Origin of the sequence: Tannerella forsythia, assembly GCF_001006485.1 — a bacterium.
Taxonomy (GTDB): Bacteria; Bacteroidota; Bacteroidia; order Bacteroidales; family Tannerellaceae; genus Tannerella; species Tannerella forsythia.
The window spans coordinates 28,394-46,331 of sequence record NZ_JUET01000078.1 but is presented as its reverse complement, the minus strand read 5'-3'; the positions used below and the strand labels follow the sequence as shown (position 1 = coordinate 46,331).

The window sequence follows — 17,938 nt, the reverse complement described above, 5'->3', positions numbered from 1 at the left end:
TTTCTTATCAATCCCGGCACAAAGGCCGGAATCTTACCGATAAGAAACGAGGCAAACGGATTGCAACAAAGGCTGAGATAACATTCCGTTCTCTATCGAGAGAGAGGAGGTCGAGGAACATTAGTTACCCCCGTATCCCGGATTCTGCACCATATTCGGATTCGTATCCATCTCTTTCTTGGGGATGGGGAGTACGATCATGTAAAAATTCCAGTCATACTCCATGTAAGGCGTATCGTGTTTGGTTTTGCTCAGGTTACGCTCCTCTACATCCTTGCGTTTTACCTTCATTCCGTTACGAATCACGTCGTACATGCGATGTCCTTCACCGACCAGTTCTTTGCGGCGTTCGTTCAGGACGTCTTCAACGGTCAGACTTTTCCCTTCGACCGTGTTGGCCGGATTGGCACGTTTGACGATCGGGTCGAGATACTTCACGGCCGTTTCATTGTCGCCCGTTTTAACTGCCGCTTCGGCTGCATTGAGGTATGCTTCGGAGAGGCGGATGAGCGGAATATTGGCATCTTGAATCGCTTCGTTCTGCTGCGGCTGATACTTGTTTACGTAGGCATAGTACTTTTTGTCGAAGCTCAGCAGTTTCAGACGCACGTCTTTGGGGTCTTCCTTGAGCAGGCGATAGAACGAGCAGGTGATGCAAATGTCGTCGTAGCCGTCTTTCGAGCTAAGATAGCCCATGCTTTCCTTGCCGGGCGTGTCGGTAGTCAGGTTGACGATTTCAAACAGTACTTCGCCCGGGCTGGCGGCCGAGGCATCGTTGCTCCATGCTGTCGGGTACGCTTCGTTTGTCCACAAGGCATATCCGTTCTTTTCCGCACCGGCGATGGCTTCGCGGGCTGTTTTCAGTGCCGGAGCGTTTTCGCCCTTGTAGAGGTAGACGCGGCTGAGGAGGGTCATGGCTGCCCATTTGTTGAACTTGCCCTTGTTAAACTTGCCGCCCAGCAGGCCGACTGATGCCGTCAGGTCGTCGATGACTTTGGCGTAGCACTCGGCTACGGTATTGCGTGCGGGTTTGCTGTGGATGTCCGGGAGGGTCTCTACGATCGCTACCCCCAACGATCTGCCGTTGTCTTTTGCATACGGATAGCCGAAGATACGCGTCAGATCGAACAATGCCATGCCCCGTATGGCCAGTGTTTGCCCTTTCAGGTCGGCAGCATGCCCTTTCTCTTTTTCACCGACGGGTATTTTGTCGATGTTGTGCAGGATCAGATTGCAGTTCTGAATGATGAAATAGAGATACGCCCAATGGCTGGAGGGGCCATTGTCTTTCGTAAAGTTAAAGCGGTAGTAGTTGGCTACGCGTTTGGTTGAGCTGACGGCCTGCATGTCGTCGCCCGTTGCATCGCCATAGTAGACGAGCCGTCCCGAATAGGCATCGGAGTTTTGCATGGTACTGTAGATGCCGTTCAGGGTAAATTCGATGTCTTTGAGCGACCGGATGCTGGTTTCGGTATCGATGGAGATGGAAGATTCGAGGTCTAACCAGTTGTTACCGCACGAGGTTGCAGCAAATATAACGGAGATAATCCATAAAAATCGTAATTGTTTCATGATGTTGAATTTTTATCAAGTTAGAAATACATATTGAATCCGCATGTGACTGTTCGTAACGGAGGGGTACCCCAGATTGCAGTTCCTCCGCTGACGGCTTCCGGATCGTAATAATCATAGGCGGCCCATGTCCAGAGGTTATTGGCCGAGGCATAGAAGCGCAGGTTGTCCATTTTTAGCTTCTTTGTCCATGCTTTTGGAACGGTGACACCGAAGGTCAGTGTCTTGAGGCGGACGAAATCGGTGCTGTGCAGCCTGCGTGTTGTTGAGATTTTATTCATGGCCACGGCAGGATTTTCGTAGAACAGTTCGTAATCCGTAACGTCGCCGGGGCGTTTCCAGCTGTTGCGATAGTATGTTGGGATGTTGGCTTTCATATCATTGCCTCCGTGTTCGGTTTTCTGCGCCCACGTGTCGTACGAGTAGCCTCCGAACTGGTAGGAGAACATGAAGTTCAGGTCGAACCATTTGTATCGAAGCATATTGGACAGTCCTCCGATTATATCGGGTTCGGCATGCTTGTCCAGTACGGTGGCGCGTGCCTGCCCGGCCGATTCGGTGATATCTTTCCGTAAATTGCCGTCTTTGTCCGTCTCGTTCGTATAGAACTGCGGAGCGCCGGTTTCGGGGTTTACCCCTGCAAATTCGATCAGGTAGAATGTGCGGTAGGGTTTCCCGACCTTGCGGATCTGGTTGCCGCTGATGATCTCCGTCTGCAAGCCGTCTAATTTCACGATTTCGTTCCGGTTATGCGAGATGTTGAAGGTTGTGTTCCATGAGAAGTTTTTTGTTTTCACATTTGTTGAACTGATATCGAGTTCGATCCCCTGGTTCTTCACCTCGCCGATATTCATCAGGTAGCTGTCGAAGCCGTTGGTCATGGAGATCGGGCGATCCATGAGCAGGTTGCGGGTGATGCGGGTATAATATTCGAGGGTTACGTTGATCCGGTTCCACAGGGCGAAGTCTAAACCCAGATTGAGGTTATAGTTTGTTTCCCACTGCAAGTCGTTGTTCATCATTTGTGAGCGGATGATGCCGGGCTGTTCGAGGTAGCCGTTGGTGAGGCTGCTCAGCCCCATGTACCCGAAGTAACTGGAGGGAAGCGTACCGTTCACTCCGTAGGAGGCGCGGACTTTCAGATCGGTCAGCCAGTTGGTGGCAGGCGACATAAAATCTTCTTCGATGGCGCGCCATGCGGCCGATACCGACCAGAAGCTGCCCCATCGATTGCTCCGGTGGAAGCGCGAACTGCCGTCGGTACGGAAGCTGCCGCCCAGATAGTATTTGTTACGGTAGTCGTAGTTCAGGCGCGAGATGTAGGAAACCATCCGGGTGCGGATATCGTTTCCGCTGACCGATTCGGTTTTCATTCCATTGCTGATCTCGTTCTTTTCCGGCGTGGCGAAGTTGGTGGCGTAGCCCGAGAGAAAGTCGCGGTACTGGTCGTCGATTTCATATCCTGCCAGCACATCGGCATGGTGGTTTTCGGCCAGTGTTGTTTTATAGCTCAGCTGATTGGCCCATACCATTTTTTTGTATTCGTAGAATTTCTTTATCATGCCTCCGTTTTTATCGTCGCCGTTCGAGGTGCGCGGGTCGTACCATTCGCGTCCTTTCGTATTTACGTAGTCGTAGCTGAAGGTCGATTTGAATTTCAGGTCTTTGATAAACTCGTATTCTCCGTAAAGGGTATTGAAAGCGCGGGTTACGTATTCGCGCTGGAAGTCGTAAGCAGCCACCAGTGCCGGGTTACGGTCGCCGACGCGGATCAGTTCGCGGTTCCACGTATTGTCTTCGTTGTAGACCGGGTCGGAGGGAACGACGGCATTGCGCGAAGTATAAAAAGGAGAGGAGTAGGACGTGCCTTCGGAATACACTTTCTGGTTCACGGTTGCAAATAAAATGTTTGCGCCGATTTTCAGCCTGTCGGTGGCGCGGTAGTCGACATTCAGACGTCCGCTGATGCGTTCCAGCCCTGACCTCCGGGAGAGGCCGTCTTGCTTCAGATAGGCCAGAGAGGAGTAATAGCTAAACCGCTCCGTGCCTCCGGTAATCGATGTTTCATACGACCGGTGGCTGCCTTTTTGAAGCAGCACATCGTCCCAGTCTACATAGCCGCACCACGGCACGGGGGCAAGATCGTCGATCCGCTTGTCGGCATAAGCCTGAGCCTGCTCTTCGCTTTTTCCTTTTTTGATCTGGCCGGCCTTCAGTCCGTCATAGATATATTGACGCCGTTCTTCTCCGCCCATAATCGGCCGGTATTCCATGGCAAAGTCAGACTCGCCCCAGTCGGCTTTGAACTGGACGGAGGGTTTGCCGGCCTTGCCGCGTTTGGTGGTGATGAGCACCACACCGTTGGCTGCGCGTGAGCCGTAGAGCGATGCGGCGGCGGCATCCTTGATGATGGTAATGCTTTCGATGTCGGAGCTGTTGAGGGTCGACATGATGTCGAGGCCTGCCTTCGAGTTGATCGAGTTAACGGTTCCGGCGCGCATCGGTACGCCGTCGATCACATAAAGCGGGGCATTGCTTGCATTGAACGATCCCATGCCGCGGATTCTCAGCGACGACGAGGCGCCCGGCTGTCCGGACGACGAGGAGAACTGCACTCCGGAGGCGTTTCCCTGCAAAAGGTCTTTAAACGTCACGGCAGGGATGTCTTTCATCTTCTCGCCTTTTACGTTCGAGGCCGATCCGGCGTAAGCCGACTTTTTAAACGTACCGTAGCCGGTGACTACCACTTCTTCCATCATCTGCGTGTCCGGCGTCATCTGTACTTTGACCGTTTTTCCCGACACGGCCTCTACCTCTTGGCGTGCATAACCGATGTACGAGATTTGCAATGTGACCGGTACGCGATCGACCGACAGCGAGAATTGCCCGTCGACGTCGCTCGTCGTGCCCTGTGTCGTACCTTTCACCAGAATGTTGGCCCCGATCACCGGCTCGCCCGTTTCATCTACTACACTGCCCCTGATCTGCACAAGCGTCTGGGCAGTAACCATTCCTGCACACAAAAAGCACAGGAAGCCAATAAAAAATCTTTTTCTGTTCATAAGTAACTGTAGTTATAAAGAATATTGCCCGATTGGAATGGGGCATTGTGAACGGTATATAAATGTATTTGTCATCGTATTGTTGTTTGTTTAGTTATAAAACATTTCGGTTAGCCGGCCGATGGTTGTTTTAATGACGCAAAAGCGATAAAAGCCCGTACAGCCGAAACTAACTGATTTCCCACAAAATTACATTTTTTTTATTTATTGGGCGGTTTTTACAAAGAATATTTTAGAAAAAAGAATTTTTGCATACGAAGATTAAGGTGCAAGCGTCGTGATGATGTATGTGGGAAACGTCGCAATCTTAGAAGACCAATACATAGATCAACAGAAAGGCATAGAGCAGGACGTTGCGGGCTGTTATGGCCAGTGTACGGTTGAGGGCGGTGCCATGCTGACGGGACAGCTCCTGCCACGCAAGCCATGCGATCATCAGGAAGAAAATAAACAGGAACCAGATGTTCCGGCTACGATAAAGATAGACCGGCCAGGAACAAGCCACGGCCAGCAGCGTGTTGATCAGATAAAGTGTGGTTCCGAAACGTCGTCCGAACATGACGACTGTCGTGCGTTTACCGGCCTGCGCGTCTTGCTCTCTGTCGCGCACATTATTTACCAGCAGGATATTTACGGAAAGCAGTCCCATGGCCACTGAAAGCCAGCCGGCTGTCCATGCAAACTCTTGTGCCTGTATGTAATAAGTAAAACATACGGGAATAACACCGTAGAACAACAGCACGGCCAGATCGCCCAGCCCGTGATAAGCCAGCGGATAAGGTCCGGCCGTATAAGCCGGCACACAGAGGGCAATAGCGAGTCCGACAAAAATCAGCCACCAGTCGCTGTAGATTAGCAAAGCAAAGCCGCAAAGAGAGGCGGCGGATAATGTGACGAAAGCTCCGGTCAGCATCGTTTTGGGAGTAATCCATCCCGAAGCGACTGCCCGCTGCTGTCCCAGACGTTCTTCGGTATCGGCTCCTTTTTTAAAGTCGAAATAATCGTTGAAGAAGTTGGCTGCTATTTGTGCCAGCACGGCAACGGCCATGCACAGTACTGCGGGCATCCACTGAAAGACATTGTTTCTGTAGGCCAATGCACAGGCCACCAATACCGGGCTGACCGATGCCGCCAGCGTTTGCGGTCGTGCCGCCCGTATCCATGCTTTGCATTTGTTCGGTTTCATTCTATCCCCTCCGGAGTTTGGCTTCTTTATATTGCCGGAGCATTTTTCGGCGAACACGGATAATCTGACGACGATAGACAAGCGCCGCCGTGATGAAATATATGCCGGTATGTATCCAGAGTATCCGGTATTCGTGCGCCACGTCGTGCAATGAGGCGCCACAGCTCTTAATCAGAACGAAACCACGTATGGCCGGTGTTGAAGGAAACATATTACCGAGTGCTTTCCAATAGATGGGGAATGCCTCTGTCGGCCACGAGATGCCTGAGATAAAGAGCAGAATCACGGACATAAAGACGAATATCATCATTGGCGACTCGCGGGTGCGCATAAAGCCTGAGATCGTAATGGACATCAAGATGCACGCGAAAAGGTAGGGTAATAAAAACAGCAGGATGTCCCATGGATACCCGACACTTGGAAACGAAAAGAACTTGGGTACCACGATCAGTGTCCAGATACATACCGGAATGTAGATTACGACGTAAGCGAGTGATTTACCCAGTACCACGCGCAGGGTTCCCTTAAAACGCCGGTCGATCGGTACGAGATGGTGAAACTTGTTACGTTCACGCGCCGTGCCTCCCAACATACCGATGCCCAACACAAGCGTCTGCTGGATAATCAGGATCAGTACCGCCGGCAGAAGAAAGCTCGCAAAACCGTTCGACGGATTAAATAACGTCGTCGATTCGTAGGGTATAGGTTCAATCTCGATTTTCTTGAGTTGTTCGGTCGATTGCGGCCGGTTCTGCGCATGTATCTCACCCCCCATTTCGAGCGATACCTCTGTCGCGGAAAGCAGCATCGCCTTGTAATAAAGCAACAGACTCATATCGCAATAGAGGGAAACGGTCGCTTGTTGTCCCGAATGCAGGTTCTTACTGAACTCGGGCGGAAACAACAGGATGCCGTACGCTTCTTTTTTATTCAGCATGGTCTGTGCCTCGTCCATTGAGGTACACGAGCGAACGATCTGTACATCCGGAGTAGCATCTACACGGCGTACAAACTCACGACTGTAAAACGATTGGCTCCGGTCGACTACAACGACCTTGACATCATGTACCGTTTCAGGATGATAGATCAGCGAATAAATCAGCGGATAGGCTAATGGAACCAAGAAGAAAAAAATCATTACGCCGCTATCTTTGAAGATTGCTTTCAATTCTTCTCTCCAGATATAAAACAAGTCCCGGATGCCTTCGGCGATGATGCCGGATAATTTTTTTTCTCTTTTCATCGTTCGTTATTTTTACGGAATGTAATGAAAATAGAGCATCGCATTCTTCAGATATCTGCGCATGATGATAGGCAGCAGGAGGAAGCCGGCAAGCCATACATATTCTCCCCATGTGTATACCAATTCACGTCCGTTGAGTGCTTGATCGATATAAATCAGCAGGTAATGCCGTAGCGGATAGAGGTATGATACGGCATGAAATTCGGGATACATCGCCGATACGGGGTAGGAGAGTCCGCAGATCGAAAAGCCTAACATACCGAAAAGAGAGGCTAAACTAAGCCCCAACCGCACCGTAGGCAGTACGCTGATCATAAAAACCCCGAGCGCCTGTGAGGCGACTACTAACAGAAATATGGCAACGAGCATCGGTATCCAACCCGAATGAAGCGGAAAGGCGTTATATCCGTAAAGAATCGCGCAGATCAACCACCCGATAGCCGTAAAGATTACGTTGTGAGGCAATAACTTTCCGATCACACTCACGGTAATGGAGCCATGCCCCATATTCAGCCAATCGCGCGATGTCCTTTCTTTGATCTCCGTCCCGATCGAGAAAACCGTTACGATAAATATCAGCAGCTGTAATAGTCCGGGCATAATCGCATTGTTCAGGTAGATCGAATAATTGAGCCAGGGATTGCCGATTGCGTGCGTATCGATGACTATCGGCTGTATTTGCGCTATGATCTGGGCTGTCGTATATCCTTTGGCTTCTCCGATCCGAAGGCCAACGGCTCCACCGGCCAATACCGATGTCGTTTTCATATCCCGGAACATCAACGATCCTGCGACCAGAAACGATCCGTTCGTATAAAACGACAGTTTCGGTCGTTTGCCTGATGAGGCTTCACGCTGAAAACCTCTCGGGATATGATAGATTCCGTAAATATTTCCTTTCTGCATCTCCCTGCGCGCCTCTTCGAACGAAGCGCACTGCATCGCTACCGAAGTCTGCTCGAAAGCATCCAACTGGCGAATGAGTTGGCGCGATGTGGGGGTGTTGTCCAAGTCGACGACTGCTACCGGAAGATTCGTCGGTAGTCCGTCTTGCATCAATGTCATGAGAAAGAACAGACTGCCAATTGGCGCGACAATCATACAAAAGAAATACAACGGGTTCAAACAGAGCCTGCGGATTTCCCGTACGGATATCTGCTTCAAACTTTGTATGCCTTCCCGGATGGTCATAGCTCTCTCCCCTTAACGCTTGATGATAACAGACATTCCGGGACGCAGATCAGCTATTTTTTCGATGGGGCGTGCACGTACTTCAAACGTTTTTGCATCGAACTGGCCGGTTGCTTTTGTGGCCTTCCATGCGGCATACGTGCCCATGGCTTTCATGAAATAGACCTTCATCGTCACTTCCTGATTATGGAGGGCAGGAATAAAGCCTTTGACCTCTTTTCCGATCTTGATATCACTCAATAAATCTTCCCGTACGCTGAACGTGATCCACAAGTCGTTCAGGTCGGCAATGTTCATGATCGGGGCGCCTGTTCCCACTAACTCTCCCACCTCGGGAAAGCGTTCTACAATCTCCCCGTCGATAGGTGAAACCAAAGCCCGTTCGCCGATGTAGGATTGCACCTCGGCCACCGCACCCTTCGCTTGTCGGACGAGTGCCGAGGCAGCCATCTTGTCTTCACGGCGCGCTCCTTCTTTCGCCATCTCATACTGTGAACGAGCCGCCTTTTCGGTGGCAACCATCGCATGATAATTGGCTTCTACCTCATCGCGTTTTTGAGCAGACATTACGCCCTGCTCGTAGAGATGCTGTATGCGATCGTACGATTTCCGGGCAATATCGAGCCCTGCTTTCGCCTTTTGCCACAACTCGTAAGCACCGGTAACTTCTTGTGAACGGGCGCCGGTCATTGCTTTGGTATTCTGTGCTTCAGCAGCCTGACGGACAGCCTCGGCCTGTTGCAGCTTGGCCATAATCTCAGGGGTGTCGAGGAATACCAGTGTGTCGCCTGCACGCACCTTGTCTCCCTCGCCAAAGCGATATGATTCGATGCGTCCGGGTACTTTACCCGAAATACGTACCTGAGTTGCTTCGGCCTGACCCATAATGATCTCGTCGGGAGGCGACAACAGGAAAAAACCGGCTAATGCAACTAAGCCTATGACTATCAGTACGGCAATAAAGGCCAATAGCATGTTGTTGATCGAATATTTTTTCTCACTCATCGTGTATAAATTATAGAATGTATAAATGTTCGTTATAACTCAAATTTCCGATTATTTCGTCAGCTTTCCTAAGGCTTTACGCAGATAAACTTCCGTCAGCTTGACCTCAATCTGCGCATCGATCAGCTGCGAACGCGCCGAGACCCAGGCCGTCTGTGCTTCCATCAGGTTCAGCGCCGGGATCACGCCTTCCTCAAAGCCTAAATTGGCATAGCGAAGATTCTCTTCCGCTTTCTCCATATTTTTCATCGAAGCGGTCAACTGTTTTCCTGCCTCGTTGACTTTATATACCGATTGATTTACCTGCAACTCGATTTTCTCACGCGCGTCTTCGAGCTCCAGCTTCTTGATCACCGTTTCAGCCTTGGCCGAATTACGCCTGTACGTTCCTTCCCACCAACCGGACAAAGGAACTTTCACCATCACGCCGACATTGTACATGCCGGAAAACTCATTCTTAAAGCCGTTGTGCGAGTTTGGATTTGTGATCAGGTAGTTGGCTGTCAGCGCGACGCTCGGTAACATCTCGGCCAATGCGATCTGTTCCTTCTTACGATAAATTTTTGTGGCAAGCTCGAGGCTTTTCAGTTCGGGACGATTACTGAAGGCTTCTTCTGTATGAGCTTGCGAAGATACCGGCTGCACTGTGAGATAATCAATCTCTTCATCGGCCAGAGCTATCGGGCTTCCCATCTCCAGCCCACAGATTTGAGCCAGCAGCATACGCGACAGCGCCAAGCCGTTATCGACTTTGTTTTGTGCCATCTCCGCTTCATTCAGCTTCACCTTCACCGTTAAACCGTCTGCTTTCGTGGCCACACCTTCTTGAATCATCGCGGTGATATCGTTATCCATCTTCCGAAGCAGGTCGACATACGCGTCGGCCAGTTTCTTTTTGTTGACCAATGAGATCACCTGCCAGTATGTTTCATCGGTTCGGTAGATCACATCCTGCAACTTCGTGTCGTGCATCGACTCGGCCAGCTCACGGGCATAAGTCGTGATCTGATTGTAGGACACAATTTTTCCACCCATAAAAACCGGCTGCACCAAAGATACATCTCCTATCCAGACATTGCGAATATCGAGATGGGTCGCATCCTTCATCTTTTCCATGACCTGCGGGAGGATAAGTCCCAGTTCCGGAAATTTTTGAAGCATGGGGGCTGTAATGGACGACAAGGAAGAAAATTTACTATAGTCGACAAGCTCAATATCTTTGCTGTTTCGTATATACGTTCCCACGGCCGAAACTTGCGGAAAATATTTCGTGCGTGCCGCATGACGTTCTTCCTTTGCTTTGTCTACCAGTTTACCGGCTACTTTCAGCTCTTTGTTGTTCGCAATCGCCAACTGACGGCACTGATCCAGTGTCAGCACTTCCTGTGCCATAGCACAAAAAGGCAGGATAACCGCCATCCATAAAAAAATAAACTGTTTCATTTCCTTCAATTTTGGGGTACAAAGATACAAAGTAAAACAAAGGCGTTTATCTGTTAACGGATAAAATGAACATAAAACATTCCTTTCTGAATCTTTTTAGCTGTCTTTTCTCATGTTTACTGCGAGTTCATCGGCTGCATGTAAATCCATGACAATCATTCCATCGACAATCGGACATGAGACAGCCTTTCCATTCAGCTGAACTTCCAGAACAGGCATGCTTCCAGGTATCTTGATGCGGAAAGTCCCGCCTTTTTTTACTTTCAGTCCGGCATGAAGCAACTCGCCGTCGCTCCATTGAGCATGTACTTCGCCTGCTCCCTGCACACATAAACCTTTGAACTCACCGTTCTTCCATGCCGTAGGAAGTGCCGGCAGAAATTCGATGTATCCGTTATGGCTCTGTACCAGCATCTCGGCAATCCCGGCACATCCTCCGAAGTTTCCGTCGATTTGGAACGGCGGATGCGCACAAAACAGGTTGGGATATGTGCCTCCCCCGTGCTTCATGTCCATGTCTTTGCGGAGGGAGGGTCTGAGCAGGTCGGCCAACAGCTTGTAAGCATGCTCTCCATCGTGCAGACGCGCCCAGAAGTTCACTTTCCAGCCCATCGACCAGCCGGTACTTTCATCCCCGCGCGCTTCGAGTGTTTTGCGTGCGGCAGCGGCCAGGTCGGGAGTCCGTTCCGGCGAAATTTCATTGGCCGGATACAAGCCGTACAGGTGGGAGACGTGGCGATGATGCGGTTCTGCTTCCTCATAAGGCTCCAACCATTCCATGATACGTCCGTCGGGGCCGATCGTCGTAGGCATCAAACGTGCTTGGTAATCGGCCAGCGTTTGCACAAGCTCTTCGTCCGTTTTCAGCAGTCGGGCAGCTTGAATGGTGTTGGAGAATAACTCGCGGAGTATCTGATTGTCCATCGTCGAACCGGCACAGACACTCACCTTTTTTCCGTTAGGCATCACGTAGGCATTTTCGGGCGAGGTAGTCGGGGCTGTTACCAGATAGTGACTGCGGGGGTCTTCGACGAGCATATCGACGAAGAAAAGAGCCGATTCACGCATCACAGGGTATACGTCTCGCAGATAAGCCGTGTCGAGTGTAAACAGATAGTGCGTGTACAGATGCTCGCAAAGCCACGCCGCCGAAGTATTTGTCGCACCCCACGAAGGATGTTCGCCCGGCGCCGTAAATTCCCATACGTTCCCTAAGATATGCGTCACCCATCCGCGAGCGTTATAAAAAGCTTTTGCCGTCTGTCGTCCGCTCTCGACCTGCTGCTTCGTCCATTCGATCAACGGCAGATGAAGCTCCGACAGATTTCCTGTTTCAGCCGGCCAAAGATTCATCTGCAGGTTGATGTTGAGATGATAGTCTCCGTTCCACGGGGTATGAATCGTATTGCACCAAAGCCCTTGGAGGTTGGGCGGCAACAGTCCGGGACGTGTCGACGAGATCAGCAGATAGCGGCCGAACTGATAATACAAAGCCAGCAATGAGGGGTCGTTCTTGTCGTTCTGAAATGCTTCGAGACGTTTATTCATCGGCAAGGCTTCTTTTTGCGCGTTCCGTCCGAAATGGACGGCTACCCGATGATAAAGCTCCTGATAGGCTCGGATATGTTCTTCTTTCAGCGTTTCATAACTTTTGCTTGCGGCAGCCGTGAGCAACGAATCGATCTGTGCATCGACCGCTTTACCGAAATAGTCGGTGGCCATTCCTACCAACAGGATGATCTCGGAAGCCTCTTCAACAATGAGCGTCGTATCGTTGAAGGCTTTCACTTCACCCCCGTTGGGAAGCACCACCTGTACGCGTGAAGCGTAACGGACGCCCTGACCGTCTTCGGCTCCCGGCATCGTCTTCTGTTCTGCCGCAGGGATGCTGTCCGAGTTGTTTGTGCGGTTTCGCATGGCTTCTTCTCGTTCGAGCTGTTCCTTCGTCTTATACGCGTCTCCTTCGTAGAGCCTTCCGCGCATTTCAAGCTCGCTGTTCTCGGCTCTCACGGCATAGCGCTCCGGTCGGTTCATCCCGATTTGGCATTGCAGCTTGCGCCCGTTGTTTACTTTCAGGCGGATAACGGCCACATCGTCTGCGAACGAGGTGAACACTTCGCGCGAGTATTCCGTTTTCCCTTTACGGAACGACAGCGTCGTCAGTGCCTGCTCCAAGTCTAACTCACGCCGGTAGTCGGAAACTTGTGCATCGTCTGCGGCATCGTATGTGAAGTCCAGTATCAGATTGCCCAGCAACTGATAGCTACCGTAGGGCTTATTCGCGCCACTTCCCCGTCCGCTGCCATCGCCGTAGCAGACAAAGGTGTCGTACATGAGCTCCTGCGCTTCATCATTACGTCCGGCAAAGAGCAGCTCGCGGATTCGACCCAGCGACTTCTGCGCTGCGGGGTTGTCGGTCTGCTGTTTACTGCCGGACCACATCGAGATTTCGTTCAAGACGATATTTTCTTTTTCAATTCCTCCGTCGGGCATAAGTCCGATACGGCCGTTGCCGAGCGGAAAAGATTCTTCCCAAAGAATGGCCGGTTCATCGAAATGATAAGCCATGCGCGCATTTGAACGGATATCCGGTAAGCGGTCGCAAGCCATGAGAATGACACCAACGAATAAGAGTTTTACTATTTTCATGTTATCTTTATTAAATGGTTTATATTGTTTTCATGTCCCGAAAAGGAACGGCTTCCGGATGGCTTCTTTAGTTCAAAATTTTTGCATATCGCAAAGCCTTTTGTAATAGCCATTCATGGTGATCAGTTCGTCATGCCGCCCGCGTTCGACGATCTCGCCTTCGTGCATCACGCAAATCTCATCGGCCTTACGGATGGTCGACAGGCGATGCGCGATTACGATTGTTGTACGGTTACGCATCAGGTTTTCGAGCGCTTCCTGCACGAGCCTTTCCGACTCGGTGTCGAGCGCCGAGGTCGCTTCGTCGAGGATCAGCACTGGCGGGTTTTTCAGAATCGCACGTGCGATGCTGATACGCTGCCGTTGTCCGCCAGAAAGTTTTCCGCCACGGTCGCCGATGTTCGTCTCGTACCCTTCTTCCGAAGCCATGATAAAGTCATGTGCGTTCGCGATCCGTGCCGCTTCTTCTACTTCTGCGCGGGTGGCCGATTCCACCCCGAAGGCGATGTTGTTGAAGAAACTGTCATTGAACAGAATCGCCTCCTGATTTACATTGCCCATCAATCCGCGCAGGTCGACGAGTGAGGCCTCGCGAATATCCGTTCCGTCGATGGTAATAGCTCCTTGATCGACGTCGTAGAAGCGGGGCAGCAAGTCGACGAGCGTGCTTTTGCCCGAGCCCGACTGTCCCACGAGGGCGATCGTTTTGCCTTTTTCGATCCGCAGATCGATCCCTTTCAATACCCAGTCGTGCTGGTAACGAAACCATACATCACGATATTCAATGGCATCGTTGAGGGTGACCGGTTTCGTTACGGCCGGCGAGACGATATTCGATTCCGCTTTCAGTATTTTATCCACACGCTCTACCGAGGCAAGCCCTTTCTGTATGGCATAAACCGATTTGCTCAAGTCTTTGGCAGGATTGATGATGCTGTAAAAAATCACCAAATAATAAATAAAGGTAGGTGCATCGATCGGGCTGTTGTTGCCGAGAATCAGGGTGCCTCCGTACCAGAGAATCACGACAATCGTGGTTGTGCCGAGGAACTCGCTCATCGGATGTGCCAGTTGCTGACGGCGATAGATCCGGTTCGTCGTGCGGCGATAGGTTTCGTTTTGTGTTTCGAAGCGTCGCTGTATCTTTTTCTCCGCATTGAACGCCTTGATGATACGTAATCCGCTGAGCGTTTCCTCGATCTGACTCATCAACGCGCCCCACTGCGACTGACCGAGCAACGATTTTTTTTTCAGCTTTTTCCCGACCTGTCCCATCACGTAGCCTGCAACAGGCAGCAGGATAAAGACAAATGCCGTGAGCTGCCAGCTGATGATCAGCATGGCCGAGAGATAGATCAGAATCAGGATCGGGTTCTTGAACAGCATATCGAGCGAGCTCATGATCGAAGTCTCAATTTCGTTCACATCGCCCGATACACGTGCGATGATATCACCCTTACGTTCTTCCGAGAAGAAGCCGAGCGGTAGCTCCGTAATTTTCTTATTGATCTGATTTCGTACATCGCGCACCACGCCTGTACGAATGGGGATCATGGTGTAAAAGGCCATGTACATGGCCAATACCTTGAATAAGGTCATTACGATCAGCGCGACCCCCAGCATGATGAGTGCGGACGAACTACCATATACCTCGATCAGTCGGTTGACATACCAGTAAAAGTTATTTTGCGCCGCTTCGGGTAATGTTTTCCACGATTCCCACGACGAAGGACGGAAAGTCCACTCCATGAACGAATAGACGCGGTCGTCCATCTTAAAGAGGATTTTCAGAATCGGGATAATCAATGCGAACGAAAAAACATTCAGAATAGCCGAAAGTACGTTAAACACGATGTTAAGTCCCATATATCGCTTATACGGCGGTACGAATCGCTTGAGTACACGAAAAAAATCCTTCATCCCATATTGTTTGTGACGACAAAGATAAGGCAAGTCGATAGCAAAAACAAAACTTTTTAGGTACAGCTGTTCAACAGTAAAAAATGACGTGGTTATTGCTGCAAAATGTTATTTGTTTCACTTAACTCTTTTTAAAAGATTAATTTGGGTTTTATTGATAGAAAAAATAAGCCTATTTACATTTCCTACCAGATTTTTTTCGCTGACATAACCAAAAAAACGACTATCTCTAGATATAGAAGAGTTATCTCCTAAAAGATAATAATAATTATTTCTCAATTTATAATAAGTGCATATGGTATCATTGATGTAGATAACGCCATTTTTTATTTTGGCTTCAGTCTCCTGATTTATTATATCGTTGTAATTATTGTAGTTTGTAGAATCAAGATGGATCAATGAATTGGCATGCTGAATCTGTGAAATGCGTTTTACCAGTAAGACATCGATATTTTCCGGACTATTAAAAACAACGATATCTCCTATGTCAGGCTTGTTAAAGCCTCTCATCCGACAGTATCCCCAATCCGTTCTTATGTCTTTTGTGCGAAAATCAGGTATCCAAGTGACAATATTTAAGATCGGAATATCTGCCCAGCGTCTGGGTAGAATGGCTCCGTAATCCACTTTGCTTATCCATAACCAATCTCCTGATTTAATAGTTGGTTCCATGCTTGAACTTGATACTTTTGTAGGTTCACCAATAAAAATCCGAATAAAAATAGATGAAACAATCAGTAATAAAAAAAAGATTCCCTTTCTCTGTTTCATTTAAATGTTTTTGTATTATTAGATGTTCTCAACAGATTCTTGCGTATATAATAGAAGAACATGATTTTCATTGTATATACGATATAATTTATTTAAAAAACTCATCCAATTGGGGATGCTTTCTTTATGGATTTTATATCCGTTTTTTTCAAGAAGTCTGTTTTCTTTATGAAAGCCTTTGGGTATAACGATCAGTTTGTTCGTAGGAATATTATGTATAAAATGAGAGTCGATAAAATGTAAATCGATCTCATTATTCGTATAAAATTTGGCAATTAATCCTTTCGAACTTCCTACGGAATAAGGCCCTACATATGTGCTATAAACTTCAATAGGTTTATTTTTTTGAATAATTTTTATGAATATAGTAAGCTAAATTCACGCTGCCATTTCCGGCAGGTTTGAAAATGATGAACAATCCTCCAATGTTTATGATTATTGCCGTTATAATCAGCATATTTAAAACAAAGTGATTTTTTATCTTTCTATATTTGGAAACGCGTTCGTAAGTCCAAATTAGTAAAATTGGAATAAAGTTAACAAGAGGGAATAGAAAACGAAGTTCTTTGTGTGGAATAATAGAATGAACAACCAAAAAGGGAAAGATACACCAAAGAATTATATTTTTATAGTCTGTGATTAATAGATAAACTATTGAGAAAACAATCATAAACCCTATAATTAGAGAAGGAGCCTCAAACATTATTTTTAAATAGTAATACCAAGGCTCAGTCCCGTATAAACTTGAAACTTTATCAATGATATTTACTTTTAGGTAGTTGTATGGAGTAAATACAACTGTCTGATAATAAAAAGAATCCAAAACCGTGCACAAAGCGATTACAAACGATAATCCACTTATAATAATAAACCACTTCAACAGGTTTATTTTTTTTATTATCAATAACCATAGTAGGATACTCGCAATACATAGCCCCATTTGAAAACGGAATTCAAAACTTAAACCTAATACTAAACCGATGAGAAAAAAATAACTCTTTGATGATTTATCTTGTTCAACTAAACCTAACGATGATAATAGGCATAATCCGGCCCAAGTTTCAGAGGAAAAACGAACATTGATAGAAGGAAGAAACCACAGTAAAAAGGACAATAGAATAAAAGCTAAATAGAATTCATTTTTTATGGTAGCTTTATAAGAACGTATGAAAAGAGATATTGCAAAAATAGAGAATATAGCTGTTAACGCCCTTAAAACCGAGGCAAGAAAATATGGATCATCCATATTAAAAAGACTGAATGTTTTAACTATAATCAAAGCAATATATGGCTGTAAAGTCGGACGAATCTGATAGTCGTATTCCCATGCTAAATCGCGTACAGAATTCCAGCCGGCTCTTATTCCGGCAAACTCAATGAGTTGAAAATGTTCATCGGGATGGTGAAATCCGTTGCTGTTAAAAACGGCAACAACATACAAAACACTAATCAAAGAAAAAAGAATGGTCTTTGAGTTTTTTGTAAAAAAGCTAAGGGTGAATATCTGTTTACTTATTTGTTGCCTTTTCAAAGTAACGTTCATTGATGATTTCAAGATATTTTTGTGTCAATGCGGGGGTGTTTTTATCCGGAATGACAATATGGGATATGGTCAGATTTTCATTTAATACAAAGAAATATGGAAATCCCAATTCTTCCAATGGGATATTTAAACTTAGGGCATTATAAGTTTTAAACGTATCTATGCCGTATAATTTTTTTCTCGATTAAATATTCGATTATTCTCGTAAGAGCCTAAAAATAGCAAGTTCTCTTTTTCTATAAAAGATGAATGGAGAAGCATTTGTATTGAAAAATTCACACAACTCTCGCAATGAAATTGGGAAAACCTGCAAACTAAAATCTGTTTTTTTTCTTTCTCCAATAGGTTTTTGA

11 protein-coding genes are annotated in these 17,938 nt (G+C 47.9%); all 11 read right to left on the bottom strand.

The features are described from left to right. Positions 1–120: 120 nt before the first annotated feature. Entirely contained in the window at positions 121–1,572 is a 1,452-nt protein-coding gene (locus tag Tanf_RS07615) for a RagB/SusD family nutrient uptake outer membrane protein (RefSeq protein ID WP_046825454.1), read from the bottom strand. Between the two features lie 20 nt (positions 1,573–1,592). Further along, positions 1,593–4,583, bottom strand: a complete 2,991-nt coding sequence (locus Tanf_RS07610; protein WP_046825453.1) for a SusC/RagA family TonB-linked outer membrane protein — start codon at positions 4,581–4,583, stop codon at positions 1,593–1,595. 358 nt (positions 4,584–4,941) lie between these two features. After that, entirely contained in the window at positions 4,942–5,820 is an 879-nt protein-coding gene (locus Tanf_RS07605; protein ID WP_046825452.1) for a 1,4-dihydroxy-2-naphthoate polyprenyltransferase, read from the bottom strand. A gap of 1 nt (position 5,821) precedes the next feature. Beyond that, positions 5,822–7,063, bottom strand: a complete 1,242-nt coding sequence (locus Tanf_RS07600) for an ABC transporter permease (RefSeq protein ID WP_046825451.1) — start codon at positions 7,061–7,063, stop codon at positions 5,822–5,824. A 12-nt stretch (positions 7,064–7,075) separates the two neighbouring features. Then, complete coding sequence (locus tag Tanf_RS07595; protein WP_046825450.1) at positions 7,076–8,254, bottom strand: ABC transporter permease; 1,179 nt, start codon at positions 8,252–8,254, stop codon at positions 7,076–7,078. A 12-nt stretch (positions 8,255–8,266) separates the two neighbouring features. Further along, complete coding sequence (locus tag Tanf_RS07590; protein ID WP_046825449.1) at positions 8,267–9,259, bottom strand: HlyD family secretion protein; 993 nt, start codon at positions 9,257–9,259, stop codon at positions 8,267–8,269. 51 nt (positions 9,260–9,310) lie between these two features. Next, positions 9,311–10,702, bottom strand: a complete 1,392-nt coding sequence (locus Tanf_RS07585; protein WP_046825448.1) for a TolC family protein — start codon at positions 10,700–10,702, stop codon at positions 9,311–9,313. Positions 10,703–10,798: 96 nt separating this feature from the next. Further along, positions 10,799–13,351: a glycoside hydrolase family 95 protein gene (locus tag Tanf_RS07580; protein ID WP_046825447.1), complete on the bottom strand. Its 2,553-nt coding sequence runs from the start codon at positions 13,349–13,351 to the stop codon at positions 10,799–10,801. A gap of 72 nt (positions 13,352–13,423) precedes the next feature. Further along, the gene (locus Tanf_RS07575) at positions 13,424–15,271 is read right to left on the bottom strand and encodes an ABC transporter ATP-binding protein (RefSeq protein ID WP_046825446.1); all 1,848 of its coding nucleotides are present in this window, start codon (positions 15,269–15,271) and stop codon (positions 13,424–13,426) included. Between the two features lie 117 nt (positions 15,272–15,388). Further along, complete coding sequence (gene lepB, locus Tanf_RS07570) at positions 15,389–16,042, bottom strand: signal peptidase I (RefSeq protein ID WP_046825445.1); 654 nt, start codon at positions 16,040–16,042, stop codon at positions 15,389–15,391. 337 nt (positions 16,043–16,379) lie between these two features. Next, positions 16,380–17,597, bottom strand: a complete 1,218-nt coding sequence (locus tag Tanf_RS07565) for a glycosyltransferase family protein (protein ID WP_236684409.1) — start codon at positions 17,595–17,597, stop codon at positions 16,380–16,382. Positions 17,598–17,938 lie beyond the last annotated feature (341 nt).